The following is a 14,533-nucleotide window of genomic DNA, read 5'->3' on the forward strand; positions in this document are numbered from 1 at the left end:
CAGCAAGGATCCCGCTGCGGAGGTGGTGGACGGCCGGCTGGTACACGACGACTTGCCAGTCAGCGTCCCATGCTAGCAGTCGGGCAACGCTGCGCCGAACCGTAACGGGAGCGGCCCCGGAGGGACGTCGTCGGTGCCCGGTCCGCCGCCGGCACCGCCTAGGAGCCGCGGATGATCCGGCGCAACCGGGCCAGGCGCCCCGCGATGTCCCGTTCCGCGCCGCGGTCCGTGGGCTCGTAGTAGTCGCGTCCCACGAGGTCGTCCGGTGCGTACTGCTGGGACGCGATCCCGTGCGGCTCCTCGTGCGAGTAGACGTACCCCCTGCCGTGCCCCAGCTGGGACGCCCCCGGGTAGTGCGCGTCCCGCAGGTGGGCGGGGATCCCCTGCCCACGCCCCGCCCGGACGTCCGCGACGGCGGCGTTGATGCCGTTGTACGCGGCGTTGGACTTCGGGGCGGTGGCGATGTGCACCACCGCCTCGGCCAGGATGATCCTCGCCTCCGGCATCCCCACGAGCTGCACCGCCTGGGCCGCGGCGACGGCGGTCTGCAGGGCCGTGGGGTCCGCCATGCCCACGTCCTCCGAGGCGCTGATCATGAGCCTGCGGGCGATGAAGCGGGGATCCTCCCCCGCCTCGAGCATCTTCGCCACGTAGTGGAGGGCGGCGTCCACGTCGGAGCCGCGGAGGGACTTGATGAACGCGCTGGCGACGTCGTAGTGCTGGTCGCCCGCGCGGTCGTAGCGCAGCGCGGCGACGTCCACGGCCTTCTCCGCGTGCTCGAGCGTCACCGCGACGGGTGCGTCACGCGGAGCGGCATCGCCGTCCGGCCCCTCGTCATCGTCCTCCTCCGTCCCCTCCGACCCCGTGGGGGGCCCGGCGGCAGGGCGTTCCGAGTGCGCGACGGCGGCGGCCGCCTCCAGCGCGGTCAGTCCGCGGCGTGCGTCCCCCGCGGCGAGCCGCACCAGGTGCTCGGGCGCCTCCGGGGTGAGCCGGACCGAGCCGGCCAGCCCGCGCTCGTCGTCGACCGCGCGTTCCAGCAGGCCGCGGATGTCGTCCTCCTCGAGCGGCCGGAGGGTCTGCAGGAGCGAGCGCGAGAGCAGGGGGGAGACCACGGAGAAGGACGGGTTCTCCGTGGTGGCCGCGATCAGCACCACCCAGCCGTTCTCCACGCCGGGCAGCAGGGCGTCCTGCTGGGCCTTGTTGAAGCGGTGGATCTCGTCGAGGAACAGGACCGTGGTCCGCCGGTACAGGTCGCGCGAGGTCAGGGCCTCGTCCATGACGCGGCGCACGTCCTTGACGCCGGCCGTGATCGCGGAGAGCTCCACGAACGTGCGGCCCTGCCCGCGCGCCACCACGTGCGCGAGGGTGGTCTTCCCCGTTCCCGGCGGACCCCAGAGGATCACGGACGACGGCGCGGCGTGGCCGCCGGCGTCCGTCTCCCCGGCGAGGGTGCGCAGGGGTGCGCCGCGGCCCAGGAGGTGCTGCTGGCCCACCACCTCGTCGAGGGTGCGCGGCCGCATCCGGACGGCCAGCGGGCTCCGCGGGCGTCCCGTACCGGGAGCGGCGCCGGGGACCCGCGCGGCGGGCGCCTCCTCGGCGTCGTCGTCCGCGGAGCTGAAGAGATCGTTCACCCCGCCAAGGTTACTGTGGGGTCCGGGGCCCTGCGGGACATCGCATCACCGCGGGACCCCGGAGCGGACCATCAGCACGCAGGGGCAGGACCCCGACACCGACCCGGGAGGGGACAGCATGCCATCCAGCCGGGCGGTGCTCGTGGGGACGAACCGCCTGGAGGGCTGGCTGTCCCGATTCGCCGATCGCAACGGCGGCTACGCGGTGGCGGGCGGCGGCGATCCCGGTGCACGGGACGGCGGGCTACCCGCGGGTTCCGTCCGGATCGAGGGCGGCAACGGGTGCGTCGCGGTACTCTCGCCTCCCCTTCCCCCCGCTGCCCCCACGTCCGCCGACACCTCGCCCCTGCAGGCGCTGCTCACCGGCGTGGACACCTCCGTGGTGGTGGGGCTGCTGCTCATCCGGCGGGGCGGCTACTCGGTGGGGGCCGCCCGCGCCGGGGGGATCCTGCCCTCGAAGACCGGCCCCCGCTACGTGCAGGGGCGGACGGCGGCCGGCGGGGGGTCCCCGCAGCGCTTCGCCCGGCGTCGGGCCAACCAGGCCGACGCCCTCGTGGAGGAGACCGCGCTGCGCGCCGCGGCGCTGTTCGACGCGCACCCTCCCGCCTGCCTCCAGCTGGGCGGGGATCGGACCCTGGCCGCGGCCGCACTCGCCGAACCGGTCCTCGCCCGGTACACGGGTCTCCCGCGACCTGCGTTCCTCACCGTGCCGGACCCGCGTCTCGCGGTGCTCCAGGACGCCGCGCGGTCCGCCCTGTCCGTCAGGATCACGGTCACCGACCCACCGGCCTGACGCAGACGGGTCCGCTCAGGCGCGAGGGAGCGCGGCGTGCCGCAGCGCCGTGATGGCGGCGGCGGCGTCGTCCGCGCCGTAGACCGAGGAACCGGCCACGAAGACGGACGCACCGGCGTCGGCGGCGCGGAGGATGGTCTCCTCGGTGATGCCGCCGTCCACCTGGATGACCAGGGGCAGCCCCGCCCCGCGGATCGCGGCGGCGGCCCGCCGGATCTTCGGGAGCGTCAGGTCCAGGAACGACTGACCGCCGAAGCCGGGCTCCACCGTCATGATCAGCAGCATGTCCAGTTCACCGAGCAGGTCGAGGTAGGGCTCCACCGGGGTGGCGGGGCGCAGCGCCATGGCGGCGCGTGCACCCGCGGCCCGGATCTCCCGTGCCAGCTTCACCGGTGCGGCCGCGGCCTCCGCGTGGAACGTCACGGACGCCGCTCCGGCCTCCGCGTACTGCGGCGCCCAGCGGTCGGCGTCCTCGATCATGAGGTGCACGTCGAGCGGGAGCGGGCTGACCTGCTGCAGGCGCTGCACGATCGGCAGCCCGAGGGTGAGGTTCGGCACGAAGTGGTTGTCCATGACATCCACGTGCACGGCGTCGGCCGAACCGATGCGCTGCAGCTCCGCCTCCAGGTTGGCGAAGTCCGCGGAGAGGATGCTGGGGTTGATGCGCGGGTGCGTCACGATGATGCCTTTCCTGGCCCGGGTGGTGTCCCCGGCGCGGTGGAGCCGTACGGGTCGGTACCGCGGATGCTCATGCCGCCGGCACCCGCCCTTCGGGGGCCTTCCTGATGAGCGCCAGGTACATGGCGCCCGGGCCGGGGACGTGCGGCCAGAGCTGCGCGCCGGTGCCGCCCCCCGCCCCGGGGGGCCCGCCGGTACTCACGGCGTCCAGGGCCGCACCGGCGTCGAGGCGCTCGAAGCCCTCGCGCCGGCGCAGGCAGTCGTCCACCACGGCGTCGGTCTCGGCGTGGTGGGGCGAGCAGGTCACGTACGCGACCACTCCCCCGGGGGCGACGGCGTCCAGGGCGGCGGTGAGGAGGTCGCGCTGCAGCGGTGCGAGGCCCGCGAGGTCCGCCGGCTGCCGGCGCCAGCGTGATTCCGGGCGGCGACGCAGCGCACCGAGTCCGGTGCAGGGCGCGTCCACGAGGACACGGTGGAACTGCCCGGACCGTTCCGCACCGAGGTCGCGGCCGTCGCCCCCGAGCACGGTCCAGCTGCTCGCCGGCAACGGGCGCAGTGCCTGCCGCACCAGCTGGGCGCGGTGCGGCACGGGCTCGTTGGCCGTCACGTGCACACCCCTCCCCTGTCCCAGCGCCGCCAGCAGGGCGGTCTTCCCGCCCGGTCCCGCGCACAGGTCCAACCACTGTTCAGGACCCTCGACGGCGCCGTCGGCGAGCTCGACGCCGGCCAGGGCACGGGCCACGAGCTGGGAGCCGGTGTCCTGCACCCGCAGGGTCCCGGCGGAGATGCCGGGCAGGCGGCTGACGTCGCCGCCCGAGTAGGACGCGGAATCCGGTGCCAGCAGGCCCGGTTCGGCGCCTTCCGCGAGGGCGTCGTCCAGGGTCCCGATGCCCGGCAGCGCCACGAGGTGCACCGAGGGCGCGGCGTTGTCGGCCGCGAGCAGGGCGTCGATCTCCGCGACGTCCCGGCCGTGCGCCACGAGGGACTGCCGGAGCGCCCGGACGATCCACTCCGGGTGGCTGTGGGTCAGCGCGGCGATCGCGGTGGCGTCGGTCAGCCCCGACACGATCTCGGCGATCCAGCCGTCCAGGTCCCGGGCCGTGACCTTGCGAAGCACGGCGTTCACGAGCGACGACGGCCCGGCACCGACGACGGCGCGGACCAGACCCACGGTCTGGTCGAGGGCTGCGTGCGCCGGGACGCGCATCGCGAGGATCTGGTGGGCGCCGATCCGCAGGGCGTCCAGCACCGCCGGGTCCAGTTGGTCGAGGGGCCGGTCCACGCAGCGTGCCAGCACGGCGTCGTACGTCCCCTGACCCCGCAGCGCCCCGTAGGTCAGCTCGGTGGCGAAGCCGGCGTCCCGGCGGTCCAGCCGGTGCTTCCGGATGCTCGCCGGCAGCACGAGGTTCGCGTAGGCGTCCTCCGCGGCGACGGCCCGCAGCACCTCGAAGGCCACCAGGCGTGCGGGGTCGGCGCGCCTGGTGCGCTGCGACGGCGCGGCCTCGGAGAACCGTCGCTCTCCCCCGCGGTTGCGCTCGCGCCCCTGCTCGTTGCGACGCCGGGCGGATCCGCCCTTGCCGCTGCCGCCCGGGCGTCGGCCTCCGCCCGGTGCCCCCGAACCGCGGGCGTCCTGCCCCCCCGCCCCGCTGCTCGTCCCGTCTCTCTCCGTCACTCGAACACCAGCTCTCCGCGCGTCGCCGCGCCTCGTGCCCAGTCCAGGGCGCACATCGTCTTCTTGCCTGCGGGCTGCAGTGTGCCGAGGACCACCGGGGTGGAACCCGTCCCCACCCGGACCTCCCGGTCCACGAGGTGCACCACGCCGGGCCCCGGACGGTCCAGGGGCATCCCGTCGTCCGCATGCTCCGGGGCGCCGCCGTCGAGCGGGGTGACCGGGCCGAGTTTCACCCGCTGCCCGGCGAGCGTGGTCCACGCCCCGGGCTCGGGGGTCACCGCGTTGATGCGCCGCCGCACCCCTGCGGCCGGCTGCGCCCAGTCGACGCGGGCGTCGTCGATGGTCAGCTTCGGTGCCGCACTCGGCTCGCCCGTCTGCGGCGTGGCGGTGACCCGGCCGGCGCCCCGGTCCCCCCGGGGCCGCACGAGCCGTCCCGCGCCGCTGGAGGACAACCGCGCGAGCCCCCCGCCGCTGGTGGCTGCGGGGTCGGGCGTCTCGGTCATCACCCCGAGCCCCGGCCCCGTGTCCAGGCCCTCCTCGAGGAGGAACGTGGTGGCCCCGGTGACGCTGTCGCCCGCCAGCACCGCGTGCTGCACGGGGGCTGCGCCGCGCCACTGCGGCAGGACGGAGAAGTGCAGGTTGATCCACCCGTGCTCGGGTACGGCGAGTGCTGCGGGCGGCACGATCCCCCCGTATGCCACGATCGCGGCGGCGTCGAGGTGCAGCATCGTCAGCTGCTCGATCAGCTCCGGCGTGAACCGGTTGGCCTTCAGCCCCGGGAGCCCGAGGTCCTTCGCCGCCGCTGCCACCGGGCTCGGGGTGAGGATTTTCCTGCGCCCGAGCGGTGCGTCCACCCGGCTCAGCACGGCGGCGACGTCGAACCCGGCGTCCGCGAGCGCGCGGAGCGACGGCACGGCCACCTCGGGCGTCCCGGCGAAGAGGATCCTCATCGTGCACCCCCGCCGAACGTGCCGGATCGGGCGCCGCCGGTCCGGCGGGTCGCGTCCTGCGCGGCCCCGGTCTGCGCGATGAAGCTCGAGCCGAGCGAGCGGGAGCGCTGCACGGCGGTGCGGCTGGCCACCCGGCTGTACTCCGTGCTGCGGATGGCCCGTAGCGCGTTCCTGCGGTCCTCCCCCTCGAGGCGCTCGAGGTACAGCATCCCGCGGAGGTGGTCGGTCTCGTGCTGGAGGGCGCGCGCCAGCATGCCGGTCCCCTCCACCACCACGGTCTCCCCGGCGGCGTCCCGTCCCGTGACGCGGGCCCAGTCGGCACGGGCCACGTAGCTGCCGAGCCCGGGGACGGACAGGCAGCCCTCGACGTCGGACTCCGCCTGCAACGGCCCGTCGGTCTCGAGGACCGGGTTGACCACGTGGCCCTCTGCGCCGTCCACGCGGTAGGTGAAGACCTGCAGGCCGATCCCCACCTGGGGTGCGGCGAGCCCGGCACCCTGGACATCGATCATGGTCTCGGTCATGTCCGCGACGAGCCGGGCCAGGTCGGGGCCGAACTCGGTGACCTCCGCCGCCGGTGTGCGGAGGATCGGATCGCCGATCATGCGGATACTCAGGACGGCCATCTGTGCTCTGTTCCTCGCTTCGGTACGCGGTACGCCCGCGATCGGGCTGGTGCCGCGGGGCCCCCGCCAATGGTAGTGCTGTGCGTCGCCGCCGCCGTAGCCGGGCGGTGGCCGCGCCTGCGCACCGGGTCAGGCGGCAGGAGCCGGCGGTGGCCCGATCGGCAGGAGCGCCCTCCCGGCCTCCTCGGCCTGCAGCCCGGCCTCCCAGGCACGCCGCAGGGCGCAGAAGCGGAACCAGTGGTCCTTGAGCACCTCGGGGTTGGCCCGCATGGCCCGCACCTCCGTCTGCCCCACCGCCACGCCGAGCAGCAGTGGCTGGTCACCGTGGGCCCAGGGCTGCCAGGTGCCGCTTGCCGCGTCCACGAGGGACTCCTCCGCCTTCATGCCCGCCACGAGCTGCATGACCACCTTGTCGTCCAGCGCCTTCACGAAACCGTCGCGGTCGGTGTTCTTGGTCTTGTAGTCGATCAGGCAGGTACGCCCCCCGATCGTGGCCACGAGGTCCAGTGTCCCCGCGTAGCCCAGCGTGGCGTTCCAGACCGTGATCTCGGGTTCCACGGGCCGCACGTCGTACAGCTCCCACCACTCGTCGAAGCGCTCCGCGAAGGCCACCTCGCCGTGCTGCTCCAGGTCCGTGCGGGCGGCGTCCACCTCCTCCTCGCGCCCCAGGACACGCAGGGCCACCTGCTCGCAGTAGTGGTGGACGCGCGTGCCACGCTCGGCGGCGTCGTTCCGGTACCGTTCCGCGGCAGCTGCCGCCTCCTTGACCGCGGAGCGCATCTCGGCGGGCTTGCCGAGCGCCGCGGGCAGACGCGGGTCCCGGGACAGGGCGGTGGCCGCCATGTGCCCGAACCACCCTCCGAGGGAGCTCGGCAGCTGGGAGATCACGGTGGTGATGGACGGTACGGACGGCTGGTCCGCGGTGGAACGGGAGTACATCCTGCCGTGGGGCGTGGCGTGGGCCAGGAGCGGGGCGGTCATGTCCCCAGTCTGTCAGCAGGCGCCCACAACCGGAGGACACGGATGCTCCGCGCTGATTGGACGCGGCCGGGAACGTCCTATAGAGTCTTCTCTCGTTGGAAAACGAAGAAACACCGCCGAAAGCACAGGCTTGAACGCGGATTTCCGGTCCTTTTCCCTCTGCGGACGTAGCTCAGCTGGCTAGAGCACCACCTTGCCAAGGTGGATGTCGCGGGTTCGAATCCCGTCGTCCGCTCGCAAGTCACTGCAAGGCCGGATCTTGTCCGGTGGCCGGGTCCCCCGGTCTCGGTGGGGTGGCCGAGAGGCGAGGCAGCGGCCTGCAAAGCCGTATACGCGGGTTCGAATCCCGTCCCCACCTCGTTGCAGGACGAGCACCATGAGAATGGGCGATTGGCGCAGCGGTAGCGCGCTTCCCTGACACGGAAGAGGTCACTGGTTCGATCCCAGTATCGCCCACGAAGGCGCCCCCACGGGGGCGCTTTTTTGCGGACGTAGCTCAGCTGGCTAGAGCACCACCTTGCCAAGGTGGATGTCGCGGGTTCGAATCCCGTCGTCCGCTCTCAGGCCGGTCTTCGGCCGATGCCCGGTCCTGGCGAGGACCGGGCATTTCTTGTCTCCGCCCGCACGGGGGTCCGGTCCCGGCCGTGTCGGCGTCCGCCACGAACGGCCCCCTTCCGTTCCCGGCACGATGACCCCGGTCCGTCCCGGTGCGCCCCTCCTGAATCGGGCCTATGCTGACGGGAGCGGAAACGGATGGCGTTTCCAGGACCGGAAGGAGGTATCCGTGGGTTTGTTGGACGGGCTCAAGGGTAAGGCCGGCTCTCTCGCAGGGAAGGCCACCAGCTTGATCGGCGAGAACTCCGACAAGGTGAAGGACGGCATCGGGAAGGCCGGCGACTTCGTCGACGGCAGGACCCAGGGCAAGTACTCACGCCACATCGACGGGATGCAGTCGAAGGCTTCCGAGATGGTCGATTCGCTGGACAAGAAGGACGGCAAGGGCTCCGACGGCCCGACCCCGCCGCCGGCCGGCTGACACCGGCCCGACGACGAGGAGGCGCCGGTCCTGCTGTGAGGCGGCACCGGCGCCTCCTGCTCTCCTCGGCGGGATCCCTGCGACCTACGCGGTGGTTTCGCTCCCCTGCCGCGCCAGGGCCGTGAGCCTTGACACCGCGCGGTAGTACTTCTTCATGTACCCGCCGTTCATCATCTCCTCGGTGAACAGGTGGTCGAACGTGGTCCCGCTGGCCATGATCGGGACGTCGCGGTCGTACAGGCGGTCCGCCAGCACCACGAAGCGCAGCGCCACCGACTGCTCGGTGATCGTCTCCACCCCGTGCCAGGCCACGGCGTCGACGCCGTCCAGCAGCTGCCGGTACCTGCTGGGGTGCACGTCGCCGAGATGACGCACCAGGTCCAGGAACCGGTCCTCGGCCAGCACCCCGCCGGAGTAGGCGGCGATCCGCTCCTGCAGCGCGGCGTCGTCGAGAGCGGCGGGCGCCTCGGGCAGCCCCCGGTGCCGGAAGTCCTCGCCGTCGATCCTGGACACCTCGAACTGGTCCGCGAGGACCTGGATCTCGCGCTGGAAGTCCTGCGCGGCGAACCTGCCGTCGCCGAGCGAACCGGGCAGCGTGTTCGACGTCGCGGCGAGCTTCACCCCGGCATCGGCGAGTTCACGCATGAGGCGCGACATCAGCACGGTGTCGCCGGGATCGTCGAGCTCGAACTCGTCGATGCACACCAGGCTGTACCCGCTGAGGGCCTCCACGGTCTTCCGGAACGTCAGGGCCCCCACGAGGTTGGTGTACTCGACGAACGTCCCGAAGGCCTTCTGCCCCGAGGACGCGTGCCACAGCGACGCCAGGAGGTGGGTCTTGCCCACACCGAACCCGCCGTCGAGGTAGATGCCCGCGGGGGCGTCCGACTTCTTGGCACCACCGAAGAACCTGCGGAACCCCGAGGGTTCCGGCCGGTCCACCGAGGTGGCGAACTCGCGGAGCTTCGTCACGGCGGCGGCCTGCGAGGGCTGCTGCGGATCCGGCCGGTAGGAGTCGAAGGACACCTCACCGAAGCGCGGCGACGGGTAGAACCCTCCCAGCAGTTCGTCGACGGAGACCTTGGGTGAACGCTCGATGAGGTGTTCGATGGCTGGCACGGATCCGGACCGCTTTCTCTCTGCGAGGGTGTCAGCCGCCCGCGTCCCACGGGTGGCGGCTCTGCAACGCAACAGTACGGCAACGCCGCCCGGTGCCCTCCGCCGCGTCCGCGCTCCTACCGCGAACCCGGGCGCCGGAAGCATTCCGCACACCGCGTGGTTAGGCTGGATGGAACCCCGTGCACCCTCGAAGGTGCAGCACGCTACCCGAAAGGCCGCAATGACCCTGGGACCAGACACGCAGGACAAGTTCTCCGAGTACGCCCACCCCGAGCGGCTCGTCTCCACCGGGTGGTTGTCCGAGCACCTCGGAACCGACGGACTGGTGGTCGTGGAGTCCGACGAGGACGTCCTGCTGTACGAGACGGGGCACGTCCCCGGCTCGGTGAAGATCGACTGGCACACCGAGCTCAACGACGAGGTCACCCGTGACTACGTGGACGGCGAGGGTTTCGCCCGGCTCATGGCGAGCAAGGGGATCTCGCGGGACTCCACCGTGGTGATCTACGGCGACAAGAGCAACTGGTGGGCCGCCTACGCCCTCTGGGTGTTCACCCTCTTCGGGCACGAGGACGTCCGGCTCCTCGACGGCGGCCGTGACCTCTGGGTGGCCGAGGGCCGGGACCTCACCACCGACAAGCCCGAGGTCACCGCGACCGACTACCCCGTGGTGGAGCGCGACGACGCCCCGATCCGTGCCTACCTCGGCGACGTGCTCGAGCACCTGGGCAAGCCGCTCATCGACGTCCGCTCGGGTGACGAGTACACCGGTGCCCGCACCACCATGCCCGCCTACCCCGAGGAGGGTGCACTGCGTGGCGGCCACATCCCCACCGCGGCGTCGGTCCCGTGGGCCCGTGCCGCTGCGGAGGACGGCACATTCCGCACGCGGGCGGAGCTGGACGCCGTCTACCGGGACGAGGCCGGGCTGAAGGACGGCGACGACGTCGTGGCCTACTGCCGGATCGGCGAGCGCTCCAGCCACACCTGGTTCGTGCTCAGGCACCTGCTCGGCTTCGAGAACGTGCGCAACTACGACGGCTCCTGGACCGAGTGGGGCAACGCCGTGCGCGTGCCGATCGTCCGCGGTACCGAGCCGGGCGAGGCCCCCGCGGGGGCACGCCGGTGAGCGCGGGCCCCGTCCCCGCCAAGCTCGCCGAGATCATCGACGACTTCCAGGACCTCTCCGAACCGGACCGGCTGCAGCTGCTGCTCGACTTCTCCCGCGGGTTGCCCGAGCTCCCCGAGCGGTACACGGCCCACCCGGAACTGCTGGAGCAGGTCGTCGAGTGCCAGAGCCCGCTGTTCCTGACCATGGAGATCGGGGACGCCCCGGAGCACCGCGTGCACCTGTTCTTCTCCGCCCCGCCGGAGGCGCCGACCACACGCGGGTTCGCCGGGGTGCTCCTCGAGGGGCTCGACGGACTGACCGCCGAGGAGGTCCTCTCGGTACCCGACGACGTCCCGGACCGGTTGGGCCTCACCCGCGCGATCACCCCGCTGCGGATGCGCGGCATGACCGCGATGCTGGGACGGGTGAAGCGGAAGATCAGGGAAGCCCGCTGACCTCCTGGTCGGGCATCCTCCCGCCGGGAAGGGTGCGACCGAACAGGATCCTCCCCAGCCACTGCTCCACCACGGACTCCCAGCGCTCCGGGTCCACGTTCCACTCCTTCGTGTGCCGGGCGCGGTGGAAGCGCTCGAGCGTGACGAAGGACGGGTTCTTCGCGGCGAGCGCGGCGGACGGGCCGATGGGGACGAACTCGTCGTCCTCGCTGTGGAGGACCAGCGTGGGCAGCGTGAGCTGCTCGGCCCGCGCGATCCAGTCCATGCTCCGCAGGTCCAGGGGGGCGGCCAGGCCGGTGATCCGGCGTGCACGCGAGCTGGCGAGCAGGTACTGACCCAGCCTGCCCACGGAGGCCGGGATGCGGTTCAGCTGCGCGTGGTGGGCGAGCACCTCGATCCAGTTGACCACCGGGCCGTCGAGCACCAGGGCGGTGATACGACGGCGGTGCCGCGAGAGGTCCGCGGTGCGCAGCACGATCGCGCCGCCCATCGACCAGCCGAACAGGACCACCTCGCGCGCGCCGCGGGCCACGGCGAAGTCGATGGCGGCGTCGACGTCGTGCCACTCGGTCATGCCGAGGCCGTACCGGCCGTCGGGGGCGGAGGGCGCCTCGCCGTCGTTCCGGTAGGACACCACGAGGCTCGTCAGGCCGAGTCTGCGGGCCAGGGGGAGCGCGCGGACCGTCTCGGCGCGCGACGCACCGCGTCCGTGCACCATGATGGCCCACGTGGAGGCGGGGGCGTCCGCACGGACCAGCCAGGCGGGGGCCGAGCCACCCTCCACCGGGATCTGCACCTCCTCCTCGGGCAGGCCCAGCGCAGCCGGTGCGGGGAACACCGCGCCGCTCCACCAGCCGCGGGTGGCCGTGGCGAGATCCCCCGCGTACACCTGCTCCACCTCACGCTCCACAGTCCCCTCACGCGGCACGTAGGAGCGGATCATCCCGATGCGGGCGTGCCCGGTGCCCTGCCGGAAGTACAGGCTGTAGGTGCCCTCCACGGTGGTGTCCTCGGTGGCGGGGAGGATCACGGACTGCCGGCCCGGGGAGCCCACGACAGCGAGGATGTCCAGGTTCTCCTCACGACTGCGGGCAGGGGTGACGATCTGCCGTGCGAAGTACACCGCCAGCCCCGACACCACACCGGCGGCCGAGGAGGCCAGTGCGGCCCCCGTCCCCACTCCGAGGAGCGTCCATCTCAACCAGGGCGCACTGCTCCGTCGCGCTGCGGCCTGTGACCTCGTCGATGCCATGCCTCCATTTCTACCCTGCCGCCCCTGCCCCGTCGATTCGCCGGGCGGTGCAGGCCACGAGGGGATGTCCTGCGGCGGGGGGGGCCCGCCGGACAGGGGCGCCATGACCCAAACAATCCTGGTGCTGACCGAGGAAGCCCTGACCCCGCCGGACCTGGCGAACCTGCGGACGCTGCAGGGCGAGGAGCCCGCGGAGTTCGTGGTGCTGATCCCCGAGGACCGCGACGAGTCCGTGCTCGGCCAGTTCTTCCACCATCTGAGCCTGCTCGAGGTGGGCGACGCGTTCCGCTCGCTCTCGGCGGACGGGCGCGACGACGAGGTGTCGGCGCAGTCCGCCCTCGAGGAATCGTTCGGCCTCCTGCGGGCCGAGGGTTTCTCCGCCCGCGGTCGCACCACCACCGGGAACCCCGTGGACGCCCTCGTGCAGGAGGCCGCGGACAGCGGGGCGGCGCAGGCGGTGGTGATCACCCGGCCCCGCGCCGTCGCGGACACCCTCCACACCGACTGGGCCAACAGGGCGCAGGACAAGCTCGGGATCGCCGTCCTGCATCTCTACTCCGGGTCGGGATTTATCGGCGACTCGTAGGCGTTGTGCCCTGCATGACTACCGAACACGACACCCATCGGCCAGAGATCGAGAAGTCGGACGAGCAGTGGCGGCAGGAGCTGACTCCGCAGGAGTACCAGGTGCTGCGCCAGGCGGGTACCGAGCGCCCCTACACGGGCGAGTACTACGACGCGAAGACCGCGGGCACGTACGAGTGCAGGGCGTGCGGCGCCGAACTGTTCACGAGCAACGAGAAGTTCGACTCGCACTGCGGCTGGCCCTCCTTCTGGGCGCCGCTCGCCGAGGGGAAGGTGCGCTACCTGCACGACCGCTCCCTGGGCATGGAGCGGATCGAGGTGCGGTGCTCGCGGTGCGATTCGCACCTGGGGCACCTGTTCAAGGGTGAGGGGTTCGACACCCCGACCGATCAGCGGTTCTGCATCAACTCCATCTCCATGAAGCTCGTCCCCAGCGAGTAGACGGGGAACGCGGACGGGACCGGCCACGCTCGTGGCCGGTCCCGTCGTCCTGTCCGCAGGTTCTCCGTGGACGGCGGTCGTGGACCCCGTCCCGTACCGGCTCGGGGATAATGGACCGGTGACCGACACCTTGATGACAGCCGCCTCCCTGCACGACCGGACCAAGCGGAGCTTCGCCTCCGACAACTACTCGGGGGTGCACCCCGAGGTCCTCACCGCCCTCGCCGCCGCCAACGAGGGGCACCAGGGGGCCTACGGTGACGACCAGTACACGGCGCGCCTGCAGGAGGTGATGGAGGGCCACTTCGGTGAGGGCATCTCGATCTTCCCGGTGTTCAACGGAACCGGGGCGAACGTGCTCTCCCTGCAGTCCCTGCTCCCCCGCTGGGGTGCGGTGATCTGCCCGCACACCGCGCACATCAACGTGGACGAGAACGCCGCGCCCGAGCGCGTCGGTGGCATCAAGCTGCTGAGTGTGCCCACACCCGACGGCAAACTCACCCCCGAGCTGATCGACCGGGAGGCGTGGGGCTGGGGCGACCAGCACCGTGCACAGCCCCTGGCGGTGTCCATCACGCAGACCACCGAACTCGGCACGCTGTACTCGATCGCGGAGATCAAGGCCATCGCGGACCACTGCCACGTCCGCGGCATGAGCGTGCACATGGACGGTGCGCGGATTGCGAACGCCGCCGCCGCTCTCGGCGAGCCCCTGCGGGCGTTCACCCGCGACGCCGGCGTGGACATCCTCTCCTTCGGCGGCACCAAGAACGGCCTGATGTTCGGTGAGTGCATCGTGGTGCTGAACCAGGAGGCGGCCACCGGGCTCGACTACCTCCGGAAGCTCAACATGCAGCTGGCGTCGAAGATGCGTTTCCTCTCCGCCCAGTTGATCGCCCTCCTCGAGGGCGACCTCTGGCTCAGCTCCGCGCAGCACGCCAACGCGATGGCGGCCCGGCTCACCGAGGGGGCCCGCGGGATCAAGGGTGTGACGCTGACCCAGGAGACCCGGGCCAACGCCGTCTTCGCGATCCTGCCCGAGGGCTCCGCCGAGAGGATCCGGGAGAGCTTCCGGTTCTACGACTGGGACCAGGCCACCGGGGAGGTCCGCTGGATGTGCTCCTTCGACACCACGGAGGAGGACGTGGACGCCTTCCTCGAGGCCATCCGGCGCGAGGTCGCCGCCTGATCCGCTGTCCGCGG

Annotated in this window: 15 protein-coding genes and 4 tRNA genes; 11 read left to right on the forward strand and 8 right to left on the reverse strand. The window is 72.2% G+C overall.

Translation table 11 applies throughout. The features are described 5' to 3' along the window. Positions 1 to 158: 158 nt before the first annotated feature. Positions 159 to 1,631, reverse strand: coding sequence for a replication-associated recombination protein A (locus AC792_RS08170; RefSeq protein ID WP_049830053.1), 1,473 nt, complete (start codon positions 1,629 to 1,631; stop codon positions 159 to 161). Between the two features lie 118 nt (positions 1,632 to 1,749). Between AC792_RS08170 and AC792_RS08175 the strand changes: the two genes are divergently transcribed. After that, positions 1,750 to 2,424, forward strand: coding sequence for an acVLRF1 family peptidyl-tRNA hydrolase (locus tag AC792_RS08175; protein ID WP_049830054.1), 675 nt, complete (start codon positions 1,750 to 1,752; stop codon positions 2,422 to 2,424). Between the two features lie 15 nt (positions 2,425 to 2,439). On the opposite strand, the gene rpe is transcribed toward AC792_RS08175, so the two are convergent. From rpe to AC792_RS08200, 5 genes are all read right to left on the reverse strand, one after another. Further along, positions 2,440 to 3,102: a ribulose-phosphate 3-epimerase gene (gene rpe / locus AC792_RS08180; protein ID WP_049830055.1), complete on the reverse strand. Its 663-nt coding sequence runs from the start codon at positions 3,100 to 3,102 to the stop codon at positions 2,440 to 2,442. 70 nt (positions 3,103 to 3,172) lie between these two features. Next, positions 3,173 to 4,774, reverse strand: a complete 1,602-nt coding sequence (locus AC792_RS08185) for an RsmB/NOP family class I SAM-dependent RNA methyltransferase (protein WP_049830056.1) — start codon at positions 4,772 to 4,774, stop codon at positions 3,173 to 3,175. Continuing rightward, positions 4,771 to 5,724 (reverse strand): methionyl-tRNA formyltransferase, encoded by a 954-nt coding sequence (locus AC792_RS08190; protein ID WP_049830057.1) that lies wholly within the window; start codon positions 5,722 to 5,724, stop codon positions 4,771 to 4,773. Before AC792_RS08190 ends, AC792_RS08185 begins: the two co-directional genes overlap by 4 nt. Beyond that, positions 5,721 to 6,350, reverse strand: coding sequence for a peptide deformylase (def, locus tag AC792_RS08195; protein ID WP_049830058.1), 630 nt, complete (start codon positions 6,348 to 6,350; stop codon positions 5,721 to 5,723). Before def ends, AC792_RS08190 begins: the two co-directional genes overlap by 4 nt. Before the next feature lie 129 nt (positions 6,351 to 6,479). Further along, a complete protein-coding gene (locus AC792_RS08200; RefSeq protein ID WP_049830059.1) occupies positions 6,480 to 7,331 on the reverse strand; it encodes a cytochrome in 852 nt (283 codons plus the stop codon). 161 nt (positions 7,332 to 7,492) lie between these two features. Between AC792_RS08200 and AC792_RS08205 the strand changes: the two genes are divergently transcribed. The 5 genes from AC792_RS08205 to AC792_RS08225 all read left to right on the forward strand — a co-directional run bounded on the left by AC792_RS08205 (position 7,493) and on the right by AC792_RS08225 (position 8,367). Beyond that, a tRNA-Gly gene (locus AC792_RS08205) sits at positions 7,493 to 7,566 on the forward strand. Between the two features lie 52 nt (positions 7,567 to 7,618). Beyond that, a tRNA-Cys gene (locus AC792_RS08210) sits at positions 7,619 to 7,689 on the forward strand. Between the two features lie 26 nt (positions 7,690 to 7,715). After that, positions 7,716 to 7,787, forward strand: a tRNA-Val gene (locus tag AC792_RS08215). Between the two features lie 29 nt (positions 7,788 to 7,816). Continuing rightward, positions 7,817 to 7,890 (forward strand) — tRNA-Gly (locus tag AC792_RS08220). Positions 7,891 to 8,115: 225 nt separating this feature from the next. Next, a complete protein-coding gene (locus tag AC792_RS08225) occupies positions 8,116 to 8,367 on the forward strand; it encodes an antitoxin (RefSeq protein ID WP_049830060.1) in 252 nt (83 codons plus the stop codon). An 84-nt stretch (positions 8,368 to 8,451) separates the two neighbouring features. Here the strand turns inward: AC792_RS08225 and zapE are convergent, their stop codons facing one another. Continuing rightward, on the reverse strand, positions 8,452 to 9,486 hold the full coding sequence (gene zapE / locus AC792_RS08230; protein WP_049830061.1) for a cell division protein ZapE: 1,035 nt from the start codon (positions 9,484 to 9,486) through the stop codon (positions 8,452 to 8,454). A 220-nt stretch (positions 9,487 to 9,706) separates the two neighbouring features. Between zapE and AC792_RS08235 the strand changes: the two genes are divergently transcribed. Further along, a complete protein-coding gene (locus tag AC792_RS08235) occupies positions 9,707 to 10,615 on the forward strand; it encodes a sulfurtransferase (RefSeq protein WP_049830062.1) in 909 nt (302 codons plus the stop codon). Then, positions 10,612 to 11,052, forward strand: a complete 441-nt coding sequence (locus AC792_RS08240) for a SufE family protein (protein ID WP_049830063.1) — start codon at positions 10,612 to 10,614, stop codon at positions 11,050 to 11,052. The genes AC792_RS08235 and AC792_RS08240 overlap by 4 nt, the downstream gene beginning before the upstream one ends. Here AC792_RS08240 and AC792_RS08245 read toward each other — a convergent pair. Continuing rightward, a complete protein-coding gene (locus AC792_RS08245; protein WP_049830064.1) occupies positions 11,036 to 12,304 on the reverse strand; it encodes an alpha/beta hydrolase family protein in 1,269 nt (422 codons plus the stop codon). The genes AC792_RS08240 and AC792_RS08245 overlap by 17 nt on opposite strands. Positions 12,305 to 12,407: 103 nt before the next feature. Here AC792_RS08245 and AC792_RS08250 point away from each other — a divergent pair, with 103 nt between their 5' ends. From AC792_RS08250 to AC792_RS08260, 3 genes are all read left to right on the forward strand, one after another. Continuing rightward, complete coding sequence (locus tag AC792_RS08250) at positions 12,408 to 12,890, forward strand: hypothetical protein (RefSeq protein ID WP_049830065.1); 483 nt, start codon at positions 12,408 to 12,410, stop codon at positions 12,888 to 12,890. Positions 12,891 to 12,904: 14 nt separating this feature from the next. Further along, on the forward strand, positions 12,905 to 13,330 hold the full coding sequence (gene msrB / locus AC792_RS08255; protein ID WP_049830066.1) for a peptide-methionine (R)-S-oxide reductase MsrB: 426 nt from the start codon (positions 12,905 to 12,907) through the stop codon (positions 13,328 to 13,330). Positions 13,331 to 13,463: 133 nt separating this feature from the next. Continuing rightward, a complete protein-coding gene (locus AC792_RS08260) occupies positions 13,464 to 14,519 on the forward strand; it encodes a threonine aldolase family protein (RefSeq protein ID WP_200903388.1) in 1,056 nt (351 codons plus the stop codon). Positions 14,520 to 14,533 lie beyond the last annotated feature (14 nt).

The organism is Arthrobacter sp. RIT-PI-e (assembly GCF_001187915.1).
In the GTDB taxonomy this organism is placed as follows: Bacteria; Actinomycetota; Actinomycetes; order Actinomycetales; family Micrococcaceae; genus Arthrobacter_D.

Coding starts and splice junctions, on each gene's coding strand:
- AC792_RS08175 (WP_049830054.1), top strand. CDS start 1,750: ATGCCATCCAGCCGGGCGGTGCTCGTGGGGACGAACCGCCTGGAGGGC.
- AC792_RS08190 (WP_049830057.1), bottom strand. CDS start 5,724: ATGAGGATCCTCTTCGCCGGGACGCCCGAGGTGGCCGTGCCGTCGCTC.
- def (WP_049830058.1), bottom strand. CDS start 6,350: ATGGCCGTCCTGAGTATCCGCATGATCGGCGATCCGATCCTCCGCACA.
- AC792_RS08200 (WP_049830059.1), bottom strand. CDS start 7,331: ATGACCGCCCCGCTCCTGGCCCACGCCACGCCCCACGGCAGGATGTAC.
- AC792_RS08235 (WP_049830062.1), top strand. CDS start 9,707: ATGACCCTGGGACCAGACACGCAGGACAAGTTCTCCGAGTACGCCCAC.
- AC792_RS08245 (WP_049830064.1), bottom strand. CDS start 12,304: ATGGCATCGACGAGGTCACAGGCCGCAGCGCGACGGAGCAGTGCGCCC.
- AC792_RS08250 (WP_049830065.1), top strand. CDS start 12,408: ATGACCCAAACAATCCTGGTGCTGACCGAGGAAGCCCTGACCCCGCCG.
- msrB (WP_049830066.1), top strand. CDS start 12,905: ATGACTACCGAACACGACACCCATCGGCCAGAGATCGAGAAGTCGGAC.
- AC792_RS08260 (WP_200903388.1), top strand. CDS start 13,464: ATGACAGCCGCCTCCCTGCACGACCGGACCAAGCGGAGCTTCGCCTCC.